Origin of the sequence: Rhizobium sp. MHM7A (assembly GCF_005862215.1) — a bacterium.
Classification (GTDB): Bacteria; Pseudomonadota; Alphaproteobacteria; order Rhizobiales; family Rhizobiaceae; genus Rhizobium; species Rhizobium bangladeshense.
Genome location: NZ_VCHT01000001.1, coordinates 248,700 through 272,899, shown reverse-complemented (window position 1 = coordinate 272,899; position 24,200 = coordinate 248,700). Strand labels below are relative to the sequence as shown.

Here is a 24,200-nt window from a genome sequence, read left to right as displayed (position 1 = left end):
CGGCGCATGCGACGCATGGTGTAATCGCCGGTAGTGTCTGCCCCCGCCATAGAGCGGGGGTTTCCATTTCTGATATCCGCCCATGTTTGTGAAGAGACGACTGATGACACATGAGACCGCCATAGAGGCCGCCTGCAGAGCCCTACACGAAGCCCAGGGGACCGGCGACGCCGACGCACCACTCCACAGCCCTTACCAAAACAGCTGGGAAGAGCCCGATACAGTTCGTTGGAAACAATGGATAGAAACCTGCGAAGAAGTCATTTCCGCATATTTGAAAGCGCGTAGCGCCATTCTCTGTGACGAGAAGCCTATCGCCTGGTCAAACCCCGAGCACATGTTTCTTGATGACCGGGTGAGCACGTTGACTGCTTCGAGATGGCGGCCGAATGAGAAAGATCACGTCGCGCTCTATGCCGCTATCCCTGACACCCAATTAAAATCTTAAGTTCCACGCCTAACAGGCGGCATAGAGATGCAACCGCAACCTACCGCGTTCCAGGGCCTGGCACTGACCCGATATCCTCAGCAGGTTCGACACCATTATCCGGAGCGAGCCAGTAGCCTTCGCGTTTGAAGACAGCTTCGTCGCCAGCCACGATGAGCCTTTGTATTTCCCGAACGCAATTGGCAACATCCCGACCGCACCCGTCGTATAGCCGTCCTTCGTATATTTTGAAGTTTTGAAACCCCTCGATTGTCGCAGTGAACCGCGCCAGTCGTGGTGTTGAATGATCTTCTGGATCATAGCTTTCTGTAATCGTGCATCCAGAAACCCAGCGCTTATTCCGACTGATAACTTTCCACATTTCATGCTCCGCCAGCTGACAACTGAATACCGCGAATATGCCGCCCGATGCTAGCAAAAGACAAAAGGCGGCTCGCGGGCCAGCGGGCCCAAAGTCTATTCACTCACCGCTCAAATTCAAAGGCACATAAGGTCGATAAGCACGATTATCGGCCGATAGCAGGCACAACGGCTTCCATTGTCCCGGGGAACTCCTAGATATCGAGGAGCGTCACGATCTCGCGCCGGTTCACCACAGGCTTCCACGGGTCGTCCGTGGGTGTCTCAACGGTTCCGAACGCGCGGGTGATCACTTCATTATCCAGCTGCACAGTAAGCGTGACTCGCTCCTCCGTTCCCGTCATAGCAGCAGGGTATTGATACCCCACGTGCTGCGGACTGCCGGAGATCGCGTGAAGACCCATCGTGAGGATTTTTGAATGCACGTCAGTGATCTTGCTGCCTACCAGGTTCATATCTGACCCTTCCAACTTCGAGAATTACACTTACGCCACGATTTCCAGTGTTTCAAAGCCTGGAAAGTGCCGGGCCAAAAGCTCAACAGCCGGTGCACAATAGAACGTCTTCCCAGCCTTTCCGAGGAGGACACCAACCAACTGACCGCCATCGGCCGCAACGATAGACGATCCACCGTCACCAACCTGAGCCACGGGCGCTCCTTCATCATGATCGGAAATTTCGAACGCTCCCATGTAATGCTGAATTTCATGGCCGGACTTCAACAAAAAGGGACCGTCTATCGACACGAGCATAGCAGCCGTGTGCCCCATAGCTTCAGTCTTGAAGAGACGACGATTGAACACCTTGATTGGATCGACAGTCTCCAGCCGAGGACGCTTACTCACCTCAATAGGCGCGTAGGAGAGGAATTTCACGACTGAAAATGCATCCTCAATTTCCATGTATCCATGCCTAAGCTTACCCGGCGGCTGCCTGATAATGTTGCCGACCAAAAGGCCGGTTCCTGCTTCCAGGACGTTTGCTTCCCCTTCGAAGGTGTGATTGGGCACAAACCCGTACCAGCTCCCTTCAATGAGAACTAAAGGACCAACCTTACTCAGCTTACCCTCAGAGTTTGCGAGTGACGCGCCGGGGAAAATCGCCATTTCTTTACCTTGTCAAAACCGGAGCCCGGCATAGGAGAAGCGGGCACTAAAATATTCGTCACGATAATATAGAAGGAATTCTCGGGGGCGCAATGGACCACGGCGGCTTTGTTGATAGTCGTGGTCGCGAGTGACCCAAATCACGCCTACCAGAAAACATTGATAAAAGCTATTATCGGCGCAGGACTACCCACCTATTCGAACGCCTCAGGCGACCTCAATTGATCTCGATCTTTTTAGGTTTCGACGGGAATGTTCTTTCGTTGATTTGGAACAGAACGACCTGCGCGGCCCTCTCGTCGAGCGGATTTCCATCATCATCGAGGGGGATGAGCTTTGTCCCACTGGGCGACGAGGACACTTTTATGAAATTGCCCAATTTAATTGCCACGGCCTCGCGCCTTTCCCTGGTTGCGCAACAGTTCATCGCATTTAGCTCGCGGCACCAAGGAACTCAAGCCTCTAGGGGCGGCATTACCGAGCGACTAGCACCCCCCTGATGCCGATAAAGGCAAGCCAGCTTCCACCTCTTGCAAGCGCAGCTAGCGCGCACTATCGCCGAATTGACACCGCAGATTAGCTCAGGCGATCATGGAATTGAAAGCAGGGTACCGAGATATGACATACGAACTTGCAGTCGAGATCGAGAACCGAGCATGGGAAGTCGCGCGGAAGCTAGGAATCGACATCGATGATCTCTTCATTGAAAAGCTTGCCGCCATGAAGGCCCTCTACGACAGCGGCCAGTGGCCAAACTGAACTCATTGGCGACACAAACCGCTTACCTCGGCTTTGTGCGGATTCCAATGTGATAGCGGAGAATTGGATGACAGCGGACGAATACAAAGCTGCACTTCAAAGCATCTTGTCGGCTCACGCTCCTGGGACTTTGGAACGTCTCAACGCCATAAAGCATTCCCTTCCGCAAAAAGCCCGACAGGTCAAGGTTGGAGTTCATCCAGGGCAAAGCGAAGAAGGTTTCTTCGATATTGCCGTTCACCTAGAGGGGCCAGACCTTTACGTGCTCAACAAGACGATAGCATCACATCGCTTCTTATTTGAGGTAAAGTGCGTCGACGGTCAAATGCAGCCCGACGTTCCCATGTTTGACCCGGATGAAGTCGCCTTCTCTGTAAACGACGTCATCGTAGACACCTGTATCGAGTGGGTTGAAAGTCTTTGGCAACAGCTCGGCGGCGTTGGCCTACCGGCCGTCATTTTTGGAGATGAAGGGTACGGAACTACAGACAGTAAACCGTTGCTTCCTTGACCGGGCCATCGCCCGATAAAGGTCATTATCACGCAACAATTTCGGCAGATATTTGCGCCACTCCAGAATGCCGGTCATGACGAAGCCCAGTCCAACCAGACCGTGTTGACACATCTACATTCTGCCTTCGTAATTGTGAGACCTCAATACCAGGGATCATCCATGACCAAGTGGGAACAGCTCAGCAAAGAAGGACTCATGGCAATTGCCGAGAGTGTGCGTGAAGGAAATGCATACGTACCGCCGTATCAGGGGAGATATTTCACTGCTCGCCCACAACAATTTGGTCCGCCGCCACACCGTGCCGAACCTTGGACTTTTGAGGGTAACATTCAAAACTTGCCTACAGACGATAAAATTGCAGAAGTTCTCGCTTTTGACCCCCGTGCTGCTGAGCTTATGGCCTTTTGGAGAGAGGTCATTGATCGGTCATTTCCTGGTTGGAGCGACGGTTCTGTTTTCAATGATTTCGAGAACGAGACCTCTGGCACGGACAGGGCCATGAGGCTACTTCAGGATGATCTAGAAAGACACGAACTCACACCAAGGAGAGATTATCTCAATTTCGAGATTTTCCTCAACCGGATGACTCCTGATCCTCGTGATCACAGATTGCATGCCATTGACGATGCCGAAACGATCAGAAGCTTGACCCACCTAAATGCCGGAGAAGCGGTCATTTTCTTAGGCGCGCATCGCCTAACTTATGATGGGCAGGACAAAGACGGATTGCCACGACTCTCAATGGCACTAAGTGAGTTTGGACAGAAGAAAAGAAGCAGAGAAAGCTCAAATCCATATTGGACCTGGCATTTCTTCCAAAAGTACATGCTGCGCAGGTCTGTAACGGTTTCAGGGGACAGCGATCTATTGTGGACACTGTGCGATATGGCCTCTCAGGGATTCCGCAAAGCATTCCTGAAGAACTGCGTCTCCAAAGGAGGCACATGGACGATTGACCTAGAAGGCGTCCGCTTTCTTCGCGACGCAGCGATGCGCGTAAGAAGCGTGGTCTACCCGCATAACCTAGCGATGAAAGCGATGGTTCAAGAACACCTTCCTTTCACTCATGAGCAACGTTTTTTTGTAGTCAACGGCCGCGTTGTCGCGTCAGTATGCTCAGATCGGAACTTCTCTACGCTGGATCAGATTCCAGGTAAAAGACTCGATCATCGGCTAGCGGCTCTGGCGACCCCAGAGATCGAACATGGCGCATTTGATCGAGGCGTTACAAGTCACGTCACAGACCGAAAGATGGCCGCACGTTTTGCCCGACTTGCGCGGAAGATTGCTAATGACGCACGCGGCCATGGCATTCTCGACTATGTCGTCGATATAGGCCTAACATCAAAGGGTCCAGCTGCAATCGAAGTGAACGAACTCGAATTGTCGGGACCCTACAGCCTCAACAGAGACTGGGTCGCGAAAGCGTATGCTCGAAGGCAAAGGTCGAAGCCAAGTAGTGACGTGGCCGCAGCTGCTTAGGCAATAGGGTTTGCGCGCGGAATGGGCTTTTGAACACAAGATAGCACACGTGAACCCGACTGTCAGATCGAGATCACCGGTGGCATCAGCACTCGCACGCGACGTTGCACGCTTCTCGCTGGCGCAAGCCAGGCATCGGCCGAGACGGTGGTCAAATGTGGGAGGACATCGCTGCCAAGTACGAATCCAAGCATTCCGGTGTCGATATTCAGCTGCAGTTCCTGGAAAACGAGACGTTCAAGGAACTGCCGATAAAGGCCATTATCGCGTAATCGGGCCGGGTAAATGTTGGCGATTGACCAGCACCACCCAACGCTTCAAGCTGTAGAAACCTGACCAAGTGCGCGCGATCTCAGATCGGCAACAAGGATAAAATGCCCATCACAATCAATATTTCGGAGAACCCTATTCTCAAACGTCTTTTCGACCAGGGTGTACGCGACGGTGCAGCGGACTTCTGCATTATCTACTCGGAGCGCCGTGGGTTCACCATCAGTCAGGAGGATCGCACGACTATAAAATCCTTTACTGAGGCTCAGTCGGACACCTTCGTGGACGTCCTTACTGACACGAAACAATTCGACATCGCCTTAGCAGCAGCTATTTCAATGTCATGATGCCCTAAACGACGAAATGGCGATAAGGGCCATTATCGCGCCCTGCTGCCTGAAATTGTTCCTTTCGACAAAAGGCGAAACCATTGTCCTAACACCAGGGAGCCGCCGCTGTGAAAGACGCTTTCTCACCCATTTACCAAGAGTATCTAGATGCCTTCCAAGTTGGCTACCACCAAATGGCCGAGCTACAAGTCGTCTGCCCATGCTGTCGCGAAGCAGTTTATCGAGCTGAACGCGAATATCCTACAGGTCCCACAGCGTATTTCTCACACTATGGAGCAGCAAAAGCCTTCAATGCGGAATGCGAACGTCGTGTGGCCTCTATTTCGTCGTCAGACAGAGAGCGGACAAACCAAGAATCCCGCAATCAGTCTATAGCGATCTTTCGAGCAGTTCTGAGAGATGCCGTCGCGCCCATAGCCGTCAAAGGAAGGCTTTTGGCGGAACAAGATCGATCTTGGGAACTAATAGAGTTTGGCCACCGCCTGTCGAGGTTAGTGCTAGCTGTGCTTCGTCAAAACGTTCTGTCTATTGGTCGTGATAAGATGCGCGATCTGACCTTCAGCAACGCCAAGCGTCTTCTCAAAATCCGAGGCATAGATGTTAAGTCAACCGCCAGACCCTCAATTCGCAGCAATATTGCCGCAGACCTTGTGATATCGATGCTTTCCGACCACTCTGACCGCACATCAACCTATCTATTGGCTCGAAGCATTTTTGACTGCTTCGATAAGAAGCCAGGGAAACCAGAAAAAGAATTCCTCGGATGGACTCGCGCGCTGCAGGTCGCACTCCATAATGATCCAATTGAACTGACCCCAGGTATGACATCGAAGGATGACATGGACGTCATAGTAATTCTTGATTGCATGCTGCGCGAACTTGAACGCCTACCGTACGAAAAGATGATCGTGAATGCGCGAAAGGGCCTAAGACCCCTACAGGGCGTTACAATCGACGATTATCTTCCAAAACAGGAAAATCCGGAGCTTCAATATGCCATCGGGAACATCGACAAGATGAAGGTTGCGAAGTTCGACGCAAGCCTTGAAGGTAAGACGACTAGATTCATTCCACCGGGTGAACGTCTCTTTGTCGATCCACCAATCGACGATGATGACTATGTAGCGAGCACTCCGAAAATCTAAGAGGGAGTCTCATCTAAGAAATAACCAGATTTCGACCTGAGCAGAGAGCCGACAGTGCGATACCTCGATATGACATATTATCGAGCCTTAGCGCGCCGCTCCGCTTAAAGCTCACAACAAGACTAGCCGGAATAATCACCTCTAAGAAAACGCTCTTCTTCAGTAGGCTGATCTTCAATTTCAAGCTCGGCCGGGATCGCAAAAAATGTCGCGTTTCTCCACGCAAATTCGCGACCATCAAGAGTGAGAATGCGGGTGGGACTCTCCCGCGAAGTGCGACTACTACGCGAGCCCTTCTCGACGAGGTACCCCACCGCGTCAAGGTGCGCATCATTATTGGCCCAGAAGGTCGTTCCTACCTCGAAGATCAAGTCGCCTAAGTTCGGATGCTTCATCCTCTGGTAGATATCATGCGTTTTGCCACTTGGCGAAATCATCGTCTCGTAGGTGTTAAAACCAAAAAATCGGACCACCTTGGCAAGATGGTTGAGGGAGCAGACCTGACCTTCTGCGGCAAATTCCTTCGCCCTCGAAACTAGCTCATCAGCTTTGCCTACTTCTCGCTCACCTGGAATTGCGTAGAAAAGAGAATTCCTCCATCGTTCCTCCCCACCGTCAAATCTCTGTATCAAAGCCTCGTCATTCTCTTGCTTTATCAAATATCCGACAGCATTGATGTGCTGATCATCAGCCGCCTTGTAAGCTGTGGTAACCTCAAAGACCAGATCACCGAATACCGGCGTTTCCATCCTTTTCGCAAAGCTTCGCAACTTAGGACCCCGGCTAAAACGAGCGACCTCGGAGACATTTGATCCAAACAAGCGGATTGCCTTCGCGGATTGTTGAAGGATTGAGAGTTCGACCATTGAAAACCACGAAACCTTGGAAAGACCAAACAATCATGGTGCCGAACACGACACCTGTCCAGATTTGGCTGGGAAACTGCGCGTGCCCACTGACGATAAGGCCTATTATCGCTTCATTGCCCATCCCAGAGCTTCAGCAGAGAGCGGCTTACACCGCATACTTACTCGCGCCTACGGCAAGAATTTGCAACAGGACAAGAATAGCGACTGTCGGCGTTCCGAAGACAAGCCATAGAACCCTATTAGTCAGCGTGTAAAAGGACGCCAGGCTACTCGCGATGAGACCGACGAGCAGCGACAGAATTGCTATTATCGCCCCAATCCCAAACGGGTTGAAAAACAAACCCGAACAGGTAGCCCCGATCATCTCATTTCCGCATCCATACCAACGATATGCGGATAAGAATGGAATAAGACATATTCCAAAACTTGCATAGAGACTGATTGCTGTGAACCATAGCATCATTCTCCTTCGACACACCTTCATTCGACCTCTCAGAACACGCCATTCCCAAATCGGAACGATCTCACAAACACCGAGAGGCTGCCAGAGCCGATAAAGACCATTATCGGGCCATTTATGCGGAGGATGATTCACATCTTCGACGACATCGAATCTTGCACGCAGTTCATTCACGGTGCTTTTAACAACAGGAGACAACACCGTGCACGAACGTCAACCAAGCGATTTCTTCAACCCGATCATTTACCGAAAGATTCAACAGCACCTAGCTGACATACGAGCTTCTCACATCAACAGCAACGAAAGCATTCTATACTTTCCGATCACCCAAGCTGAGATCGCGCCGGAGGCGGAGCCTCTCGAATTCGCCGTATCATTGGGCAGGGTACTGCAGAGCCTTCCAAAGGTTTTTCTTTATGATGACGGGTACGCCACACTTTCCTACTATCCTGGATTGGACAGGAGATCGACCCAGAGCCGATAATTACCGTTATCGCATAGTATCTCGCCACGTTCTCTAAACTCCGAAACCGATCTACCTCTCGGCAAGCTGTTGCCCTCCAAAGCGCCGACTGCGATCATTAACCTGCGGGAGGAAAAATATGCCGAACACCTTGATTAACGCCTTCAACAATCGACGCTGTGTCGAAAATGCGTATGCTTTTGACGACAACCGCCCCGAACGGACTATCGTAGCCGGTCAGAACATAAGTCTGACCGAGCCTGTTCAGAGTGTCCTTATCGAATGGTGGTCACGCCACCAGGTTCAAGAGATCGAGACCGCCATCTTTTCTTTGGACGCCAACGACAAGGCAATCGGTTTATTTCCAGTCGTACACAGCCAATCCGAGCCGTCACCACATTGCCCCTTGAAGATCGTTTCCTCGGCTGTTCAGAGGCACCCTGGGAAGTTTGAGACGCTGCTTCACGTTGATTTGGCCAGGGTTGCCTCAGCTGTAAAGACGCTCTCCATCGCGTCAACCGTCATACCGCGCCCGAATGCCACAAACTTTTCAAACGTGGAGAAACTGAGGGTTACAATAACAACAGCTAACGAACTGATTAGCTTTGAACCGCGTATTGAAAGAGCCTCGGAAAGCTCGCTGATCCTGATAAATCTCTACCGCAAGGAGCGCGAGTGGAAGGTGAGGGCGCTTGCACAAGGTTTTAAAGAGGGGATCGCTCCCCTAGCGCAATGGTACGGCATCCCAAACTTCAGCTACGACGAGACCTCGGACCCGCAGTCGAGCATATTTGAAGGAGTGCCGGATGAATACCGGCTAGACGTTACACCTTTCGCGGCCGATAAAGACGGCCCTGACGTGCACTACCAGCCATCTCGCGAAGGCGATGGAATTGCCGTCGATGCTTGGATCGAGTACGTAGACGCGTCCGGCAAGGCAAGTCGTCGGCTTATTTACATCAACAAGGTATTCCGGAATTCAAGTGGCGGCTGCGGAGTGAACGCTTTCTGTACACACCGCAATGCTTTCCGAACCTTCCTTCTAGACCGGGTCAAGTCCTTCGTCGACGCCGGGACCGGCGACGTTATCGGTGATGTCGAAACTTATCTTTTTGCAGCCGCCGCTCATTCCCCTAGGGCACAAACTGAGACAGCGCTAGAGAAACTCGCAGACCCAGTTATGGTATTGTCGTTTATCTCCCGTGCCGACGGCTCTTTCCAAAAGAAGGAAAAGGAAGCCATTGCTCGTTTCGTGGTGAATCAACATCCAGACGCGTCCCATAGCGTCGTGTTGAAGCTGCTTAACCCGTTCTCGCCTTCGCCTGCAGATTTCCGCCGGTCTCTAAATCTGGTGAAGAATAAAATCGTATTGCACCGCGACGTCCTGAGCGCAGTCGACGAACTTGAACGAACGTCAAAGAAGATAGACGCCGTTAAAGCCCAGGCAATTTCTACGGTTCGCACAGCACTCCTTTAATGACCAATTGGACGCGTGCCGCCTTACGCTCTTGGGCGCAAATTAATCAGACAGTTAAGAAAAGGTAGCTTTATGGACATTTACAACGAGATCGCTGACAACTGGGTGGGTCGGAAGTTCTCCTTTAAGAACGAACCTTGTCTCAGCCTGATTTACCAGGAGCTAGCGGCCTCTGCGGCCGAGAAGGCGCGCGCACGCCAACTATCCACAGGTTCAGGTGAAGCTGAAAAATTCGTTACGACTGTTCTTGGACAATCTTGGAATTACGTTAAAGGTGTTCTGGTTAAATTTCCTGGTCAAACAGAAGAAATTTGTTGGTCGCACAGAGAAAATCTCGTTCGCGAGGTGAATCTCAAAAAATACCTTAACGGAAAAGGCGACGTTGAAGTGGCTGTGGCAAACTACCTGTCATCCCCCATTCGCTCTTCCACCCTTGACCGAACTTTTATAGACCTCATAGTTGCGTTCGACTACAGCGACTATCGTGAAGCGCTATCACCTCAGCCCGGCGATTGGATGTTCGGATGGCTGGGATCAACTAGACCAAGGCCATTTCTCGTGTGGTTTGGGAACTTAGTATTCACATTGCTAGCAGCTATTATTCTGTCCATAGCTCCCATTCTCCTCGGGGTTGTTGGTCTTTCTACGGTAGCGGGTTGGCTCATCGGCATTATCTGGGTACTGGCATTTTGCTCTGTAGGACTCTCAACGCTCTACATGCCTGTGGCGATTTATAAAGCGTCAAAACTCAACGGGATGATAGCGCGAGCAACCCTTGCTGCAGAGGGTATTTACGCTAAGTTATATAGCAAAGGTCCAGTGAGCGCCCGCGAAATCTCTTTATTGGTGGACTCAGGGACTGAGAATCTCTTTATGTGGTGTCCAGCGTTAGCCTCACTTCTCGACGATGTTAATCGCCGAGAAGGAAGATTCTAAACATCGATCCAGGAAGAGCGCCGCAACGGCGATAATGTACGTTATCGAGTGGAGACCAGCCGATTCTCTCACATCAGACTATTGTTTTTAACGGGAATTCTGGCAGCATCCCAAACATGCACACGTGTGTAGTGGGAATACCGATGAAACCAATAAAGAACCTCGTTAGTCTTATCAAAAATTATTACCGCGATGGAGAGGCGAGATACCCGGCAGCGCGGCCCGCTGACGGCATCTATCCCATCGAGGTCTCCTTACGCGGGCACAGATTCGAGCTGAGTTGGTCAAAGAAAACTCAATTCTCTTTCACCGACCCTCACTCGCACTTATCATACTCAGGTCTGAGTGCTGATGGAGTTTTTATCATACTAAGGGACGCACAAAGAAAACTTCCACCCGAGACCTCTACATCCGCAGAACCAAAAACACCAGCTGAGCCAACTTCGAAAGACGCGGCCGGAAGAAACGGCAAGGCTAAGACCGCCTCATCCGCTAAGCGCACAACTGTTAAGAACAAATACGGCCCAAGGGCGACACGTTCAAACCAGCCGACCGCGAAACAGCTGGACTATGCGCGGGCAATTGCTGAAACACTCGGGGTACCCCTGACTTGGGATGGGATTAAACCGACGAAAGCCATGGTCGCACTCTTTATCACTTACTACAAAGACCGCTTTGAGCAGAAGCGTAGCGAATTGAGAGAAAAGCGGCTTGAGGGCTCATATGTCTGGCTTCAGACGGAAGCATTCAAGGAAGGCTGGTGAGGAAACCATCTAAACGCTCGCCAGGTGAGCCGATAATGTAGGTTATCGACGTCCTGTTTCAGGCTTTTGCTAATCATCCCATATCTGCCGCCGTTTCGCGGCGTATCTAGTTTGTCGCGCCTTCACGGTTCGCAAACTTCTCTCAAATAGCCACATCAGCGATCAGTTTTCCTTGAGACCGCTACCACGGTCACCTAGATACGGGCAGTTGAGATGTCGTAAACACCAAGGATTAGGCAGATGAAGTTCTCGATAAACCCTGAACAGGATGACGCTTCCGCATCTGTCGCAGTCACATCGCCACTCTTGGACGTGTTCGATACGTCTTTCTCCTATAAGATCGGGACAGGCTTCACCGATCCGTTAGCCAATCTCCTTCGTTCGCAACGTCACGGCACATCTAAAAATGCTTGGGCGAGGGCGGCGGTTTGGCTCGCTGCGGAGATAGAATGCGCATCCCAGGTCGACCTACACAAAGGTGAGATATCCAGTGTTATCGCCGAGACCTACGAAGTTTCAAGATTGCGCGACGGTAGGCGCGAGCTTTTGGAATTGAAAGAACGGGCAAAGCGGGCTGATACATCTCCCAGGGACAAGCATAAAGCCTTGAGCGACGCAGCAATGACGCAACGTGCACTCAATGAGATTGAAACGTCAGCCGTCCGCTTCTCTGACTACATAGACAACATCCTTTCGCTTAAGGATCGGATTGGCAATTTCGATTTCGGGAACTCGCTCAAGCCTTTCGAAAACGCGGCCACTGAATTTCAATCCACGTATGGCCCAGTGCACATCCTGAACATCGGATCACAGCGCCTTGCGGTTTCTCCAGGAGGTGTCAAAGGTGGGAAGACCATTTTAACTGAGCGTGGCCGCGTTTTCGTCAATTGCGAGGTCTCTTACGCAAACGACGTACTATCCATCGATACGGGGTGGAGACGTAACATTGCTGGTTTTAGGCCCGACGAAGGATTCGACGACGAGTACCTCACTCCGATAGTTTTGAATATTGTCCAGCAGTACCTTGCGAAGGAGCCCGATTTGGAGGTGGCGCTGAGACGAAACTCCGCTCTCATGAGCAGAGCTGAAGCTTGGGCGCGGGAAGTCCTGAATGAACGGTTGAAGTTCTGGCTACGAGAGGAAGCCGCAAAGAAGGCCCATTGGAACAAGCACAATGTAAAGATCGCGAACGCTAGCTTCTACGTGACGCCCAGGCCTGGCGACTGTTACGAGGTCGAAATTTCGTCACTCGAACCAATTAGGATCGGCAAGGAGACCGTTCGAGCGTACGGGTCTAAGGCGAACGTATACGATCTTGGCGATGGCCAATTCGGAGTAGCTTGGCCTCATCTGTCCTTCAATAAACGTTACTTCGCTCCAGAAAATGACACCACCCGCCACTTCCGGGAGATGGTATCGACAGCGACAGAGCAGGTCGCTGGCTTAGACTCCGGCCGTCTCCGCAAGTCGGACCAGGTGTTCACCTATTGCCGTGTCCGCATTGACAAGGACTGTGCAGCGGGCTTGTCCAACCTCGGCCTCACTGAAAAGGTTGAAGAGATAGAGAACGCTCTGCGATCACTCTCAACAAATGAACTCCTTCTGCCCCCTGGTGCGACTAAAGAAGGCCCTGTGACTCTAGCTGAAGCTGACTTGTCGGTCACTCAACGCATCGAGATCAAACACCAGCTGGAAATCAGAAAGCTGGAGCATCGCTACGGCTTGCCCCTCGCCGAACTTGAACACAACTACTTTAAGCTACGGGAAACACGCCTCGATTTACCCGGTTGCCTGGCAGTAATGACTACTCACCTTGGAATGAAGCCCACGAGCGACTTCTCCAAGTTCGAGACGGATATTCGTGCAATCCGACAAATGCTACTTCCTGTATCCGATCCTAACCGCCTCATCGATGACACCAGGGCTCGGCAACTTCGCTCCGATTTTCGCAAGGCAGCAGGGCCGAAAAAGGTTGCAGCAACTGCCGACTCCAAAAAGCCACGTCGCGAGGTAGGCAGACCAACCAAGAAATCGCATGCGCAAGCCATGGCTAAACGACTTGAAAAGCTTGCGCGTGAGACCGGTGGAAAGTAGATAACGACTGTAGAGGAGTCGACACGTGGATCATGCCCCAATACGGTGAGAGCCAACGAGTAAGTTTACCACAACGCGAGGGCCGATAATATGGGTTATCGGAACTTCCATTCAGGTTTCGAACTTTTGCCAAGTCGGAGCCAAGAGTCGTTCACTGTACTGTGCCCGAAAGCCAGTTGACGATCAGGAATTCGCCCAGGACACGTGAAATGTCCTATCGGGTCACTATCTTTGTCATAGCCGACGTAAAAAATACGCCCGACGCTTTAACTATCGACCGTTGGGTCATCCTGGATTTACAAAATGACAAAGAAACACGCTCTCGACGACAAGGCAAAACAGGCACTGAAATTTCTCCTATCCGGCACCCACAGCTCAATTAACGCAGCTGTAATTGCCGCACTCGGCGGCAAAGACAGCACTAATGAAGCACAGATTAAGACACTGAAGAGGCTCTTCGCTCGGAAGGAATATCATAAACTCTTCAAGGCTGCGCAGGTCAGCGGCTCACTCACCATGGAGCAGGCCGAAATCATCGACTTGAGAAAGAGGGCCGCAAAATCGCTCGAAGAGACTGAGGAGCTTTATTATGAATTGGCCCTCCTGGAGGGGACAGCCGATTGCGCCGGAGCCGCGTCATTGATCGAGGACCTCACCGGCATCGTTGATAAATACACTGAGTACCATCTCGACACGGTCGAGCTTTTATCACAAGCCCTCATCGCGTCCCTGTCAAAGCTGATACGGAACTCCTGGAAAACCGGAGACACAGCCCTGGATTCGTTCGGAAACGAACTTCTTTCCCCGAAGTTAACGATTACGCTAGTATGCGACCCCAGTTCACCTGAACCCTGCACAAATCTTCATGTCAGGGGCCCGGGCGTCATATCAAATGGACGCGACACGACAATTCGCATTGAAGCCGCGACGCCAATCGACGAGGAGACTAAGAGAAAGAACATCCAAGACTGGGTTAAGGCGAATGATGAGCGACTCCAGGCGGAAGGGGCGTAATATGTCACGGCCCCTTTCTATGGCCCTGATAGCCCTCGAATTCTTTTCCGTATGGTTTTTAGCCGCCCTTCTACCACTTGTCGTCGTCTACAGATGGCCAGACAGCCCTATAGCCATTTCACTTCAACGTTGCGCGAAGCTGGTAGGAGATGCCGTGGGCGAGTATCCAGCCATCGTAGCCACGCTGTGCGTCATCGCAATAGCTTTGCTGCTGCGGCCTAAGTGCAGCTGAGCGGAAAGCTCCCGACGCAGGCCGCCGGGAGCCAACACGCCAATCAGGAGATGAACCGATAATGCTGATTATCGCTCCTTATACGGACAACAGCGCGCCCTTGCGACACATCCGCTAAACCGCTACGTAGAAAGAATTCTGCCCGCCTACGGTCGAGAAATCCGATGCCAACCAGCTACGTCTGCACCTCAGATAAGCAAATTCCCCAGTATGAAGTCGAAGTCCTCGCGGCCGATAACGCGTGGAGCACTTACAAACGGCATTTGGGACTCGGGCACAACCAGGAAGAGGCAGCCCAGGTTGCCGAACATGCTTACGACCGGTCGGTGCGCGACAACCCATATTCCGGTGGTCGCATAGTCGACATTATCAGGAAGCTGGAAAGTTTCGACACTCCTTTCAACAACCACGGTGACGGCACAGAGCGATACCGCGATCCATCTCACCACTGCGGACAGCATCTCTCGCTTAACGACCTCTCCGAAACCTATGAACACGCCTTGAATGACACTCATTGCGAAATCGAGGCATCGTTGCGAAAATCCGAGGCCTTCGAAAACCACCGGCTTCCCATCTGGCGTGACCTCTATGATCGCATATGCGCCCATTATCCGGACGTGGCGCGTATTCCAGTCGCCGGTACCAAGGAAATCCGACACATTGTGCACGGATGCACGAGCAAATTCTCCATAGCGGACATACGCTATTTTCTCGCGGCCTTGCAGGGGAAACCTCATCCGATGGAGCAAATGAGAAGGCTCAGAATACAACACCGCTTAGGCTATCATCTCGGCTGGCGAATGAGCGATACGTCTCTGGAAATGATTGAGACCGCCCTTAACCTGTGACCTTCTGCGAAATAGATTACACCCGACATTCTGGCGACCACTCACTCGATTACAGGTCGATACTCCACCGGATCGAACACCAACGGCCCGAGAACCGGTAAAGTCTGGCTATCCACTCTGAGTTTCTCTATATGAGAATCCAATTGATTAAGTTCTACAAATCAATTGACAGCCTTCAGGAGTTCCAGCGTGAAAACATTCCTATTGAAGATAAACTGCGAACTTCACTTAGGGGGCGCTGTCCCCCGCCCAGACGCCGCATCGCAATGGGAAGGAATCCAGGTCACCTTTCCAGAGCCCAAGCGGATCAAGCGCAGCGGAGGCACACTGGTAGAGAACGGCGACACGCTACTGATCTGGACACACGAGTATCCCGAATATGGCAACGGACGCGGATTAACTGCGAAGGCGACCGCGACCGACGTGAGGGTAGGCGGAGAGGGCATGATCGCCACCTTGAGCCAGGTCGAATTGCTCACGCCTCACTACAGCCATAGGGAAGCCGCAGCTCTGCCTACTGATAGCGAGGTGATTAAATATCTCAGGTCCATGCGACTGCTGCGGTCTTACGAACTTAATGAAGAGGAACTTCAGGACCTTTGGTCGGCAGTGGAGAAGTTTCAGAAGGGAAAGACCGCCACACTCGCGACCGACAGGTTCAAGAGCGAGGAAGACAAGGCGATTGATGCCGACCGCGAGGCCATCGAGGCAGGATATCAGCGACGCTTTACTCTGCAGGAAGTTCGGCCGGAGCAGGCGGCGTTCCGCGACTCTCTCATGTCCCTCTACAACAACAGGTGCGTGATTTCCGGCTGCAGCGTCCGCGAGGTGCTTCAAGCTGCTCACATTGTACCGTTTTCAGAGGCTGTGGCTTATCGCAATGATCCAGCTAACGGACTGGTCCTGCGCTCAGACATACACACACTGTTTGACCGTTTCCTCATCACAATCCATCCCAAGGACGGGAAAGTGATCATCGCGGATGAACTCAAGACGACCAGCTATCGCAGCTACACAGATCAGCCAATCAAGCACAAAGCAGAGAAGGCCTTCCTGCGGGAACATTACACGAAGTTTCGCGAACTGAGAGCAGTAACAGCTGGATAACCCGTGTCGGTCGACCTAAGACTTGCACGACACACGCCGCTTCACCACCATCTAACCAGGCTGAGAGAAAACAGAGTGGGTAAAGATATGTGCGAAACACGGGAGCCTCAAAAATCGGTGAAGATAACGCCGCCTGATCTTACCAACCTGAGTTCGGACGCACGAAGAGACGTTTACGCGATGGCCGGGAAAGAGATCGCATCGTCAATCGGAGCCCGAACCCTGATCACGATGCTGAATCGTGCGAATATGTCCCTTCTGGAACTTTCGGAAAAATCCGGCTTCGACATATTTTTCCTCACGGACATTGTTTCCGGCAGGCTCCCAGCAGGTCCTGATCTGTGGATGCTGGTTGCTCTCGGGGAGGCAATGGAACTCGACGTCAGCGTATCCTTCACCCCTCGATCATGCATATTATCGAATCAATCCCAGCGTTTCGCTTAAAATTAGCGGACAGTAAAATGTCCTTTAATGAGTTGACATCCTTTCTTTTCCGCCCATGATGGTTTGGCGGATAGAAGGATTTCCCATGAGTATTTTCGATATAATTCCGGGCACCAAAAAATTTCTTTGTGAGCGCGAAACATTCACCCTCAAAATCATTGCAACCGGCTTCTACGTTGGAGCGTTGACCGGTTTTCTATCTTTTGTACTAGCGACAATTAACGACATTGAAGTCGAGAGATCGCATGCTTGGCTGCTAACCTTTCTAGCCTCGATCATCCTTTATTGCTTAGGCGCAGAGACGAAGTCCTTGATCAAGACCCGAGTGGACGCTTGAAGCTTGGCAAGGTCATCGACTTTCGTCCTAAAGCAGTTGTAGAACCAGCCGCTGGGATCGAGGTCTTAGACATCTCGTTCAATGATCGCTGACTAGCCGCGTGATGGCTCGATAATGCATCTTATCGACGCCTTATACTAACAGCGCCGCCTCGCTCACTTGGTTGAGGCAGCACTCCTCAATCCGAATTTTCTTCACATCTTGAAAGCAGGGTCCGGCTCGTCCTCACTCGGCTTCTTCGGCACAAAACCGACGGTAAAGCCAAAAATCTTCCCGATTTTCTGCATCGATTCCAAGGTCGGATTAGCTTCGCCGCGCTCCATCTCCGCGATCTGGCGACGCGTCATCCGCACCAGGTCTGCAAATTGCTCTTGAGTCATTCCAAGCGTCTTGCGGATTTCCGTAACAGCGAACGGGTAACGCAGCGCTCCGGCTTCGGCGCGCTCCATCAACCGATTGCGATATTCGTTGATTTCGTCTCTCGTACGCTTCCTCAGCTTTGGCATCTTACAACCCTTTCGGCGTTTCGAGACCACGAACGATCTCGTCACACCTACCCATGGCGATCTTTAGCACTTCATCATCGACTCCAAGCGCTTTGGCGATGAGAGGGACCTCCTGCAGCTGTTCGGCAAATGTCTCCAACTCTTCGAGTAACCGAGCAGCTAGCGCAGCATCGTCCGGAAATATCACCTCACTGATCACCCGCCATTCCGGCGCATGATCACTGTGCTTGTCGAGCATGCTGTGCCAGCGCGTCGACCTAGGAATGCTCTCAGGAGCAAGCCGCATCGGGGCAAAATCGAACAAGGGCGAAAGCCGAATGTCGAGGTCTTCTGTCTTGCTGAAAGCAGTGTTACGACCATGGTTATCGCTATTCCCAAGCGCCTGGTTCGTGACTTCACGCTTCACATATTCCACGACGTCTTCAAACGGCGCAGACGATGCTCCCTTAATGAGTTCGATATACGCCTCATGCCGACCTAGATAACCAAACTCTGCGACATTTAAGGCCGATACGAAGCTCTCCTGGCCCAAGCGAATAACGCGGCCGTTCTGCAGCCTGCGGTCAAATCTGGGAATGACCAGAACACCGTTGCCGTAATCCGAGGTCTTGAAAACATTCAAACCGAGATGCTCTGCCAACTTCGAATAGATTGCCTCGGAACGAAGGATCATCTCATCGCGCGGATTATTACTTCTCAGCAATTTGACGATGACATGGTCAATCGCCTCATCGTCACCGACAAGCGGGTCGGGGTAGTAGAGGCCATCTGTGGCTTGAGTCATGGCGACCTTTGGCCACTCTCCCTGAAGGCCGCTCGAACCGGAAGCGATGATCGCAAAATAGTCGACGATCTCAATGAAGCGATCCGAACGTAGGAACATTTCCTCACGCGTAACACCTAGTCGCTCCACATCCGCCAACCGGGCACGCTCCTGCGCGGCCGCGTCCCTTATCCGGACGTTGCCGACGGGGCTGCCCCCAGCACGAAGAAGGAGAGGGATGTCAGAACTACGAGCATTTGGATCGATCCTCAGCGTTTCTCCAAGGCGAACACGCGCTCTTCCGCTTGGCAGAAGGTCGAGCATGAACGGTGGCCAGGTTTTTCTATGATGGTTTTCAAGGTCAACCGGATCAACAATCGATGCAGCACGAAGGTCTCTAATTACCTTGTCATCCCGCGTCTCAATTGCCGCATTGTGCAGCCAGTAATCAAGATCATAGGAGAGGGTGCTCGCCCCCAGGAACCCCAAGGCAGGGTTCTGAATCTTGATCCTTCCCGCCAGGTTCCATGTTCCGTTGTGGAAGATTTCGAATTCTAAGTCCATCGCGCACCCTTTAGTGGTTCATTTACACTTTAATATAGGCGCAAGCAACCCTCAGAATGGCTCACTAGACTATTCTTCGCTTCAAACAGCGAAAGCACGAGAAAACATCTCGCCTAGTCAACTCAAATAGTCGGGGCCGGATCGCTTTTCGGGACCCAGCCAGGTGCTGCCCCGAGCATCAGCCTCACCTCTGTCAACCCATATTGGTGCGCCAGAGCCAAGCGATGTCTTCCATCGATAAGATCGAGACCGAATTTGTCAGTCAACCTGGCGATTGGCGGGCATTCCGAGAGCGAAGCAACAACACCTTTCTCGCTCATCCATTGGCGGATACGCTCAAAACGCTCGTCTTCATCCTCCTGAGAGCACCCAGGCGTCGCGTCGAGACTGAGATCAGCGCCGACGGCATCTACAGGCAAGACAACCATGCGCCAGATGTAATCGGCCTCTTCGTCATACATCACGTATTCGAGGTCAGGTGCTGTCGTGAAAGGGTCTTCCACCACGTCGCCTGCCAGGAATAACTCGTACGCGTCTCTGACGTCCATGAATGTCACCAATCCACGATCTTCTCACGCCAGATAGAACGATACATCGCGGCAAGCGACCAATCCTATCAAGGTAGTGGAGGCGAGGGGAAAGCGGCGATCTTAGGGCGCATGGAGGAACCATCAGTATAGGAAGCCACCTTCTTTGGCGATCCAGGTCAATCCAGCTCAAAGCTTCATGTTTTGCGAGGGACGTCCCTTTGTCGCGGCGAACTCCAGCACGTCCTCGATGGCCTCAATAGCCTCTTCGGATATGGTTGGCTGAAACGGAATGCCAGTAGGCGTTTCAACTACACCGACGGCCTTGATGATCAACTCGTTTTCGAGTGATAGCCGCAACGTGACCCGTTCATCAGTACCTACCAAGCTTCCCGGATACTGGTAGGTCACGCCCTGAGGGCTCCCAAAGCTCGTGGTCAAACCCATCTGCAGGATTTGCCAGTCGATATCTCTGATATTTGCCCCGATGATTTTCACAGTAGCCTCCCGCGCTGGCACTAAGTAGCATTACATTGCCAGTCCCTGGCGCGACGGACAACCTTTGAATGCTGACGTTTCGGAGGTGAAGAGCTGATTAATGTAGCTTATTTATCGTCCCAATGTGCTGGAGCCGACCTCCACATTACCCCATACTCAGTGCAGGCGTCTTTGGCTCACGTTCGATATATGCCAGTTTCCCGAAACCAGGAATGACGTCTCGCTTGTAGTGGTAGGTGACCTTGTCTCCTACGGCGAAGTGCACGGCATCATCCTTGTGCAGGTAGATATCGTCAACCAACCCGGTATTGTCTTCGCGCTCGGCGAAGCGGATGTGCCACGCCTCCGAATCCAAAAGAGCCTGAGCCTGCATTCTCGGAGCATTATTTTCGACAAGCCACTCCTCGGTAACGGCGTGTGCCGAGATGACATACATTTCAGCGGAATATCCGTACGCGCCAAGATCAGTCTTCTCGCCCGGGTCAATGAATTTTGCCATCTGCCAATTCCCTGGTCTTTCAACTCGGCAAGTTTAGGGAAACCTCTCGCAACGGACAAACCTACCGATGAGGGCCGCTCTTCAGGGCGAATGCGGCTTTTGCCGAACCTTCAGCCGCTAGTAAAGTAGCGACCAATGCTCCCTTGCAACGCTTAATGCTATGAAATCATTGACTCTCTTGAAGCGAGGTAAAGCGTGCAATTGTCGTCCGGCTTTCGTATTCCGAAGCACTTGCAGAACGCAAATCTAAAGGCTCTTGTTGGCGCAGCCCCTCCTGTTTCACCTTTCTTCTCTATCGATGGGCGGTCTGAGTATTTCACCCGCGTCTTCGAGTGGGATGATTTCACAGCTCCTATTTGGATCGATCAGGAAGAAGGCTATTCCATAGAAGGCTTGATTGGTTACGATCCGGTTTGTGTAGGACTTCGTATCGCTGGCAATGTTGTCGGCTTTTATCTAGACGGAGGCTCATGGATTGACGTTGAGCATCGAGGCAAAGGTTTGTCTTCTAAGATGATCATCTGTGCCATCGCCTTCGCCGGTAAGCTTCCCAGAAGCCAGGAGAAGGGATTTTCAGAAGCAGGCTTCGCCGCTCACGCAGCCGCAGCAAGACTTCTGCCAAATGTGCGAGATGACCTTTATGACCATGCTGCAGTTATTGAGAACGGGCTTGGCACCAGCCTTAGGTCGATAGCCATGTAGCGAATTTGTTTCGCGCTTTACCAAACCGCTTGCGTCCATTCCACGTTTGCCTGAACCTGATATTGGGCAAATCTTGGAAATCCTGATGCGACGTAAGTGGGGCAATAATCCAGAACTCAAAGACAAACTCGAACTAGCCGGGTGGCGCTACGCCCAGCTGATTGAGATCGTCGATTTGAGAACCAATCTGCAGCAATGCATCGACGACGGTCACGATATGAGGGCCGATATCGAAATTACTTCCTTCATTGAGCAAGACAAAAAGGCTTACGGTCACTTTGTCAAAACGGCTGAACACAACGGCAAACCCTGTCCGGTATGGGACCAGGCAGAGGCTATCACTTTCGTTTCAGAGGTCGCAGGCGTCGATAAAAAGCTTGCCGAAGATTGGCTAAACCACGACTGGCCATGAACACTTTGGAAAGGCGGTAGTTTTCATTTTCGGCTGCAAATCGTCAGATGTTGTGGGCGGCCTATGCAGGCATGGACGCTCATGCTCAAAACTAATGCCCGTCAGGCCAACACACTCTTTTCGAAATCGCGATGCCGATCAGCACCACCACTCTGATCACGAGGATTTCTCTTGAAAGTTTTGAAGCCTCAGGCGATGCTTTAGAAAACGAGGGCCACTTAAATGATCAATAGAAAGACCACAACGTTCTAACTGTCTTCACCGGATCGATCTGTCAGAGACGCCTCCGCACTCCAACATGGAAACCGATCAAGACATGACTTACCTTGCGGAAGGCAAGCTGAACGAGGACTCAGAATGAAAATCTCGGCCGCGTTTGGGTGGTTGCTCGCCGGTAACAAATTGCCTCCCCCTGAATATCCCCGCTGGCCAAAGCGCGGCGAGATCGAGAACTGGATGCGTGGCAAGATCGCGCATTATCGTGAGCATCACCCTGCTCAGGCATACCACCTCTTCGAGCTTTCTTGCGGCGACTACCTGCCGAACACTGTGCACGTGGCAGGGAATTTCGGAGCGGACGAACTCGCGATTTATCGCAGGATGAAAGCAGAAAATCCTGACCTCGTAGAGCAAGCCCGCCAAAGCACGGGGCATCGTCTGTCTCGCTCGCTCATCCACGATCCCGCAGATTGGCCAAACGAGGGCATGCTCCCATGATGCGGCGAAGAGTGTCGCCGAAGAGGCTTGATAACCGGAGTTATCAGCCTCCTACGCTTTTTGGGGTGGGGAACCTCACGTGTTGCGGCCGTCGGATGCGCTAAGTACCATGCTGAATTAAAGAGGATCATAGAATGTCAATCAGACCAGAACTGGACGAGAGACTAAATCACGCACGCGAAGAAGGCCTAGTCCACATCACCGGAACACTCGCCGATCAACGATCCAGCTCCAGCATGGACACAAATGCAGACGAGTATCTGGTCGTCCTAAACAATCTGCTGCGCATCAGGGCAACCACGGTGAAGTCACATCATGGGAATCGGGATGACAAATCAACCGCCTAATGGACGATATCTTTTAACCAGGGATGCCCATATCGCATGAAGTTTGAACCCACAGCCATCTTGCCAACCGAGCGCTTCGTTGAAGTTTTCGTTGCAAAACTCGTTCATCGTGGCTGGCAAAGCCTGAGCTTACAAGACTTACAGACCCGGAAAGGCTTAGGCTCTGTGGCAAGACTGTTTGACCTAGCTATCGACGACTTTGAGGCGAACGAGGTTTCGTGGGCGGAGATCGGTCCATGGGTACGCGTCGCAAATAACCTTAGACCATCCGCTCTGGGAGACATCGAAAACTGGGAACACCAGCTTCGATCCGCGCAAGGATATCTGACCCGATTCTCAGCAACATATCCCGGAACAGTAGAACTGGCGATTTCAAAATCGACTGCAGATTTCGAGCTGCAAAAACTCACATCTGCCCAGTCGGCCCTAGTAGAAGCCACCATCCAGCAGTTTGACAACGAGAGCCGAGCTTAGAGGGCGCATCCGTCACCAATTTGCTCAAGCTGTGGCCATTGGCCAACGACCCAACTCCACAAGCTTGACCTTCAAGATGTGGGCAGGAACATGGGCTGACTGCCCACTCTCAGCTTTCTGCGATTTCCAATCAGCGCCGTCCAGCCAGCCAAATCTTAAGCCAAATTGTCCGGATGGACATGCTAGACTTGGTGACTTGAAATTGGCTACCAGATGATACCCTGCTCTGAATTTCTTCCGCCTTGGGCTGGACTTACCCTGGCTCCGGTTGCCGTAAATGCCATGCTTGTGTGTCGAGGTTTTGATCTCAAACGAGAAGTATGGATCATCTTCACAGACAATGTCTTTTTCAGTCGCCTGAGATAGCCCACCCCTAAATGGAACCGGCATAGCCGTCAACGACACAGCGATGAGCTTCTCAAACATCGACCCCATAGCCTGCGCGGGCATTTCAATATCAAGGCCGATCCTTAGTTCGCGCCTTCCAATACGGGTAGAGATCGCGTCCTTCCATGCCTCGACCGCCACATCGAAAAGCTGTGAGCAGGTCAAGGGAAATGCATCAACGAGGGTCTTTGTTACAGCGGGCCACAACTCAAAATCGAAGCCATGATATGGGGAGGGAAGCGACTGCTCAGCACTAGCATTAGCCGCTTCGTGTTCAAACACCTCGTCGCTAGCAGCGGCAGCCATTCATTGTTACACCATCATG

At 52.0% G+C, this 24,200-nt stretch carries 29 protein-coding genes; 20 read left to right on the top strand and 9 right to left on the bottom strand.

The window, feature by feature from the left end; genetic code table 11:
* The first annotated feature begins 103 nt into the window (after nucleotides 1-103).
* Nucleotides 104-448, top strand: a complete 345-nt coding sequence (locus FFR93_RS01625; protein ID WP_138391594.1) for a hypothetical protein — start codon at nucleotides 104-106, stop codon at nucleotides 446-448.
* 554 nt (nucleotides 449-1,002) lie between these two features.
* Here the strand turns inward: FFR93_RS01625 and FFR93_RS01620 are convergent.
* Together FFR93_RS01620 and FFR93_RS01615 are read right to left on the bottom strand one after the other, a co-directional pair.
* Entirely contained in the window at nucleotides 1,003-1,263 is a 261-nt protein-coding gene (locus tag FFR93_RS01620) for a hypothetical protein (protein ID WP_138391593.1), read from the bottom strand.
* Between the two features lie 30 nt (nucleotides 1,264-1,293).
* Entirely contained in the window at nucleotides 1,294-1,914 is a 621-nt protein-coding gene (locus FFR93_RS01615; RefSeq protein ID WP_138391592.1) for a hypothetical protein, read from the bottom strand.
* 618 nt (nucleotides 1,915-2,532) lie between these two features.
* Between FFR93_RS01615 and FFR93_RS40620 the strand changes: the two genes are divergently transcribed.
* The 5 genes from FFR93_RS40620 (at nucleotide 2,533) to FFR93_RS01595 (ending at nucleotide 6,434) form a co-directional block, all read left to right on the top strand.
* Nucleotides 2,533-2,673 carry a hypothetical protein gene (locus tag FFR93_RS40620; RefSeq protein ID WP_171049020.1) on the top strand — a complete coding sequence of 47 codons (141 nt, stop codon included), beginning with the start codon at nucleotides 2,533-2,535 and terminating at the stop codon, nucleotides 2,671-2,673.
* Nucleotides 2,674-2,740: 67 nt separating this feature from the next.
* On the top strand, nucleotides 2,741-3,184 hold the full coding sequence (locus FFR93_RS01610) for a DUF6389 family protein (protein ID WP_138391591.1): 444 nt from the start codon (nucleotides 2,741-2,743) through the stop codon (nucleotides 3,182-3,184).
* A 162-nt stretch (nucleotides 3,185-3,346) separates the two neighbouring features.
* On the top strand, nucleotides 3,347-4,669 hold the full coding sequence (locus FFR93_RS01605) for an ATP-grasp domain-containing protein (protein ID WP_138391590.1): 1,323 nt from the start codon (nucleotides 3,347-3,349) through the stop codon (nucleotides 4,667-4,669).
* 374 nt (nucleotides 4,670-5,043) lie between these two features.
* A complete protein-coding gene (locus FFR93_RS01600) occupies nucleotides 5,044-5,286 on the top strand; it encodes a hypothetical protein (RefSeq protein ID WP_138391589.1) in 243 nt (80 codons plus the stop codon).
* 110 nt (nucleotides 5,287-5,396) lie between these two features.
* Nucleotides 5,397-6,434, top strand: coding sequence for a hypothetical protein (locus FFR93_RS01595; RefSeq protein ID WP_138391588.1), 1,038 nt, complete (start codon nucleotides 5,397-5,399; stop codon nucleotides 6,432-6,434).
* A gap of 122 nt (nucleotides 6,435-6,556) precedes the next feature.
* Here the strand turns inward: FFR93_RS01595 and FFR93_RS01590 are convergent, their stop codons facing one another.
* On the bottom strand, nucleotides 6,557-7,333 hold the full coding sequence (locus FFR93_RS01590) for a hypothetical protein (RefSeq protein ID WP_138391587.1): 777 nt from the start codon (nucleotides 7,331-7,333) through the stop codon (nucleotides 6,557-6,559).
* Nucleotides 7,334-8,365: 1,032 nt separating this feature from the next.
* Between FFR93_RS01590 and FFR93_RS01585 the strand changes: the two genes are divergently transcribed.
* From FFR93_RS01585 to FFR93_RS01545, 9 genes are all read left to right on the top strand, one after another.
* Nucleotides 8,366-9,703 (top strand): TerD family protein, encoded by a 1,338-nt coding sequence (locus FFR93_RS01585; protein WP_138391586.1) that lies wholly within the window; start codon nucleotides 8,366-8,368, stop codon nucleotides 9,701-9,703.
* A gap of 72 nt (nucleotides 9,704-9,775) precedes the next feature.
* A complete protein-coding gene (locus FFR93_RS01580) occupies nucleotides 9,776-10,639 on the top strand; it encodes a hypothetical protein (RefSeq protein WP_138391585.1) in 864 nt (287 codons plus the stop codon).
* 143 nt (nucleotides 10,640-10,782) lie between these two features.
* Nucleotides 10,783-11,403 carry a hypothetical protein gene (locus tag FFR93_RS01575; protein ID WP_138391584.1) on the top strand — a complete coding sequence of 207 codons (621 nt, stop codon included), beginning with the start codon at nucleotides 10,783-10,785 and terminating at the stop codon, nucleotides 11,401-11,403.
* 240 nt (nucleotides 11,404-11,643) lie between these two features.
* Nucleotides 11,644-13,497: a hypothetical protein gene (locus FFR93_RS01570; protein WP_138391583.1), complete on the top strand. Its 1,854-nt coding sequence runs from the start codon at nucleotides 11,644-11,646 to the stop codon at nucleotides 13,495-13,497.
* Nucleotides 13,498-13,800: 303 nt separating this feature from the next.
* Nucleotides 13,801-14,511, top strand: coding sequence for a hypothetical protein (locus tag FFR93_RS01565; RefSeq protein WP_138391582.1), 711 nt, complete (start codon nucleotides 13,801-13,803; stop codon nucleotides 14,509-14,511).
* 396 nt (nucleotides 14,512-14,907) lie between these two features.
* The gene (locus FFR93_RS01560; protein WP_138391581.1) at nucleotides 14,908-15,591 is read left to right on the top strand and encodes a hypothetical protein; all 684 of its coding nucleotides are present in this window, start codon (nucleotides 14,908-14,910) and stop codon (nucleotides 15,589-15,591) included.
* A 189-nt stretch (nucleotides 15,592-15,780) separates the two neighbouring features.
* Nucleotides 15,781-16,698: an HNH endonuclease gene (locus FFR93_RS01555; RefSeq protein ID WP_138391580.1), complete on the top strand. Its 918-nt coding sequence runs from the start codon at nucleotides 15,781-15,783 to the stop codon at nucleotides 16,696-16,698.
* Between the two features lie 75 nt (nucleotides 16,699-16,773).
* A complete protein-coding gene (locus FFR93_RS01550; protein WP_138391579.1) occupies nucleotides 16,774-17,142 on the top strand; it encodes a hypothetical protein in 369 nt (122 codons plus the stop codon).
* Nucleotides 17,143-17,227: 85 nt separating this feature from the next.
* Nucleotides 17,228-17,479, top strand: a complete 252-nt coding sequence (locus FFR93_RS01545; RefSeq protein ID WP_138391578.1) for a hypothetical protein — start codon at nucleotides 17,228-17,230, stop codon at nucleotides 17,477-17,479.
* A gap of 194 nt (nucleotides 17,480-17,673) precedes the next feature.
* Here FFR93_RS01545 and FFR93_RS01540 read toward each other — a convergent pair whose 3' ends face one another.
* The 5 genes from FFR93_RS01540 to FFR93_RS01520 form a co-directional block, all read right to left on the bottom strand.
* On the bottom strand, nucleotides 17,674-17,928 hold the full coding sequence (locus tag FFR93_RS01540) for a helix-turn-helix transcriptional regulator (protein ID WP_348640311.1): 255 nt from the start codon (nucleotides 17,926-17,928) through the stop codon (nucleotides 17,674-17,676).
* A gap of 58 nt (nucleotides 17,929-17,986) precedes the next feature.
* Nucleotides 17,987-19,312, bottom strand: a complete 1,326-nt coding sequence (locus FFR93_RS01535; protein WP_138391577.1) for a HipA domain-containing protein — start codon at nucleotides 19,310-19,312, stop codon at nucleotides 17,987-17,989.
* A 122-nt stretch (nucleotides 19,313-19,434) separates the two neighbouring features.
* Nucleotides 19,435-19,860, bottom strand: a complete 426-nt coding sequence (locus FFR93_RS01530; RefSeq protein ID WP_138391576.1) for a hypothetical protein — start codon at nucleotides 19,858-19,860, stop codon at nucleotides 19,435-19,437.
* A 168-nt stretch (nucleotides 19,861-20,028) separates the two neighbouring features.
* Nucleotides 20,029-20,337, bottom strand: a complete 309-nt coding sequence (locus FFR93_RS01525) for a hypothetical protein (protein ID WP_138391575.1) — start codon at nucleotides 20,335-20,337, stop codon at nucleotides 20,029-20,031.
* 145 nt (nucleotides 20,338-20,482) lie between these two features.
* Nucleotides 20,483-20,836 (bottom strand): hypothetical protein, encoded by a 354-nt coding sequence (locus tag FFR93_RS01520; RefSeq protein ID WP_138391574.1) that lies wholly within the window; start codon nucleotides 20,834-20,836, stop codon nucleotides 20,483-20,485.
* 195 nt (nucleotides 20,837-21,031) lie between these two features.
* On the opposite strand from FFR93_RS01520, the gene FFR93_RS01515 reads away from it, so the two are divergent.
* The 5 genes from FFR93_RS01515 to FFR93_RS01500 all read left to right on the top strand — a co-directional run bounded on the left by FFR93_RS01515 (nucleotide 21,032) and on the right by FFR93_RS01500 (nucleotide 23,488).
* Complete coding sequence (locus FFR93_RS01515) at nucleotides 21,032-21,538, top strand: hypothetical protein (protein WP_138391573.1); 507 nt, start codon at nucleotides 21,032-21,034, stop codon at nucleotides 21,536-21,538.
* Between the two features lie 85 nt (nucleotides 21,539-21,623).
* Complete coding sequence (locus FFR93_RS01510; protein ID WP_138391572.1) at nucleotides 21,624-21,950, top strand: hypothetical protein; 327 nt, start codon at nucleotides 21,624-21,626, stop codon at nucleotides 21,948-21,950.
* Nucleotides 21,951-22,307: 357 nt separating this feature from the next.
* Nucleotides 22,308-22,667, top strand: coding sequence for a hypothetical protein (locus tag FFR93_RS01505; RefSeq protein WP_138391571.1), 360 nt, complete (start codon nucleotides 22,308-22,310; stop codon nucleotides 22,665-22,667).
* Between the two features lie 134 nt (nucleotides 22,668-22,801).
* Nucleotides 22,802-23,014 carry a hypothetical protein gene (locus tag FFR93_RS40615; RefSeq protein WP_171049019.1) on the top strand — a complete coding sequence of 71 codons (213 nt, stop codon included), beginning with the start codon at nucleotides 22,802-22,804 and terminating at the stop codon, nucleotides 23,012-23,014.
* 36 nt (nucleotides 23,015-23,050) lie between these two features.
* Nucleotides 23,051-23,488 carry a hypothetical protein gene (locus tag FFR93_RS01500; protein WP_138391570.1) on the top strand — a complete coding sequence of 146 codons (438 nt, stop codon included), beginning with the start codon at nucleotides 23,051-23,053 and terminating at the stop codon, nucleotides 23,486-23,488.
* A gap of 24 nt (nucleotides 23,489-23,512) precedes the next feature.
* On the opposite strand, the gene FFR93_RS01495 is transcribed toward FFR93_RS01500, so the two are convergent.
* Nucleotides 23,513-24,181: a ScaI family restriction endonuclease gene (locus FFR93_RS01495; protein ID WP_138391569.1), complete on the bottom strand. Its 669-nt coding sequence runs from the start codon at nucleotides 24,179-24,181 to the stop codon at nucleotides 23,513-23,515.
* Nucleotides 24,182-24,200: the final 19 nt, after the last annotated feature.

What these genes read in the sequence shown, in the direction of transcription:
- FFR93_RS01510 (WP_138391572.1), top strand. Translation starts at nt 21,624, where the DNA reads ATGCGACGTAAGTGGGGCAATAATCCAGAACTCAAAGACAAACTCGAA.
- FFR93_RS01605 (WP_138391590.1), top strand. Translation starts at nt 3,347, where the DNA reads ATGACCAAGTGGGAACAGCTCAGCAAAGAAGGACTCATGGCAATTGCC.
- FFR93_RS01585 (WP_138391586.1), top strand. Translation starts at nt 8,366, where the DNA reads ATGCCGAACACCTTGATTAACGCCTTCAACAATCGACGCTGTGTCGAA.
- FFR93_RS01615 (WP_138391592.1), bottom strand. Translation starts at nt 1,914, where the DNA reads ATGGCGATTTTCCCCGGCGCGTCACTCGCAAACTCTGAGGGTAAGCTG.
- FFR93_RS01505 (WP_138391571.1), top strand. Translation starts at nt 22,308, where the DNA reads ATGAAAATCTCGGCCGCGTTTGGGTGGTTGCTCGCCGGTAACAAATTG.
- FFR93_RS01600 (WP_138391589.1), top strand. Translation starts at nt 5,044, where the DNA reads ATGCCCATCACAATCAATATTTCGGAGAACCCTATTCTCAAACGTCTT.
- FFR93_RS01610 (WP_138391591.1), top strand. Translation starts at nt 2,741, where the DNA reads ATGACAGCGGACGAATACAAAGCTGCACTTCAAAGCATCTTGTCGGCT.
- FFR93_RS01520 (WP_138391574.1), bottom strand. Translation starts at nt 20,836, where the DNA reads ATGGCAAAATTCATTGACCCGGGCGAGAAGACTGATCTTGGCGCGTAC.
- FFR93_RS01500 (WP_138391570.1), top strand. Translation starts at nt 23,051, where the DNA reads ATGAAGTTTGAACCCACAGCCATCTTGCCAACCGAGCGCTTCGTTGAA.
- FFR93_RS01495 (WP_138391569.1), bottom strand. Translation starts at nt 24,181, where the DNA reads ATGGCTGCCGCTGCTAGCGACGAGGTGTTTGAACACGAAGCGGCTAAT.
- FFR93_RS01625 (WP_138391594.1), top strand. Translation starts at nt 104, where the DNA reads ATGACACATGAGACCGCCATAGAGGCCGCCTGCAGAGCCCTACACGAA.
- FFR93_RS01580 (WP_138391585.1), top strand. Translation starts at nt 9,776, where the DNA reads ATGGACATTTACAACGAGATCGCTGACAACTGGGTGGGTCGGAAGTTC.
- FFR93_RS01560 (WP_138391581.1), top strand. Translation starts at nt 14,908, where the DNA reads ATGCCAACCAGCTACGTCTGCACCTCAGATAAGCAAATTCCCCAGTAT.
- FFR93_RS01530 (WP_138391576.1), bottom strand. Translation starts at nt 19,860, where the DNA reads ATGGACGTCAGAGACGCGTACGAGTTATTCCTGGCAGGCGACGTGGTG.
- FFR93_RS01540 (WP_348640311.1), bottom strand. Translation starts at nt 17,928, where the DNA reads ATGGAGCGCGCCGAAGCCGGAGCGCTGCGTTACCCGTTCGCTGTTACG.
- FFR93_RS01535 (WP_138391577.1), bottom strand. Translation starts at nt 19,312, where the DNA reads ATGGACTTAGAATTCGAAATCTTCCACAACGGAACATGGAACCTGGCG.
- FFR93_RS40615 (WP_171049019.1), top strand. Translation starts at nt 22,802, where the DNA reads ATGTCAATCAGACCAGAACTGGACGAGAGACTAAATCACGCACGCGAA.
- FFR93_RS01575 (WP_138391584.1), top strand. Translation starts at nt 10,783, where the DNA reads ATGAAACCAATAAAGAACCTCGTTAGTCTTATCAAAAATTATTACCGC.
- FFR93_RS01565 (WP_138391582.1), top strand. Translation starts at nt 13,801, where the DNA reads ATGACAAAGAAACACGCTCTCGACGACAAGGCAAAACAGGCACTGAAA.
- FFR93_RS01620 (WP_138391593.1), bottom strand. Translation starts at nt 1,263, where the DNA reads ATGAACCTGGTAGGCAGCAAGATCACTGACGTGCATTCAAAAATCCTC.
- FFR93_RS01545 (WP_138391578.1), top strand. Translation starts at nt 17,228, where the DNA reads ATGAGTATTTTCGATATAATTCCGGGCACCAAAAAATTTCTTTGTGAG.
- FFR93_RS01570 (WP_138391583.1), top strand. Translation starts at nt 11,644, where the DNA reads ATGAAGTTCTCGATAAACCCTGAACAGGATGACGCTTCCGCATCTGTC.
- FFR93_RS40620 (WP_171049020.1), top strand. Translation starts at nt 2,533, where the DNA reads ATGACATACGAACTTGCAGTCGAGATCGAGAACCGAGCATGGGAAGTC.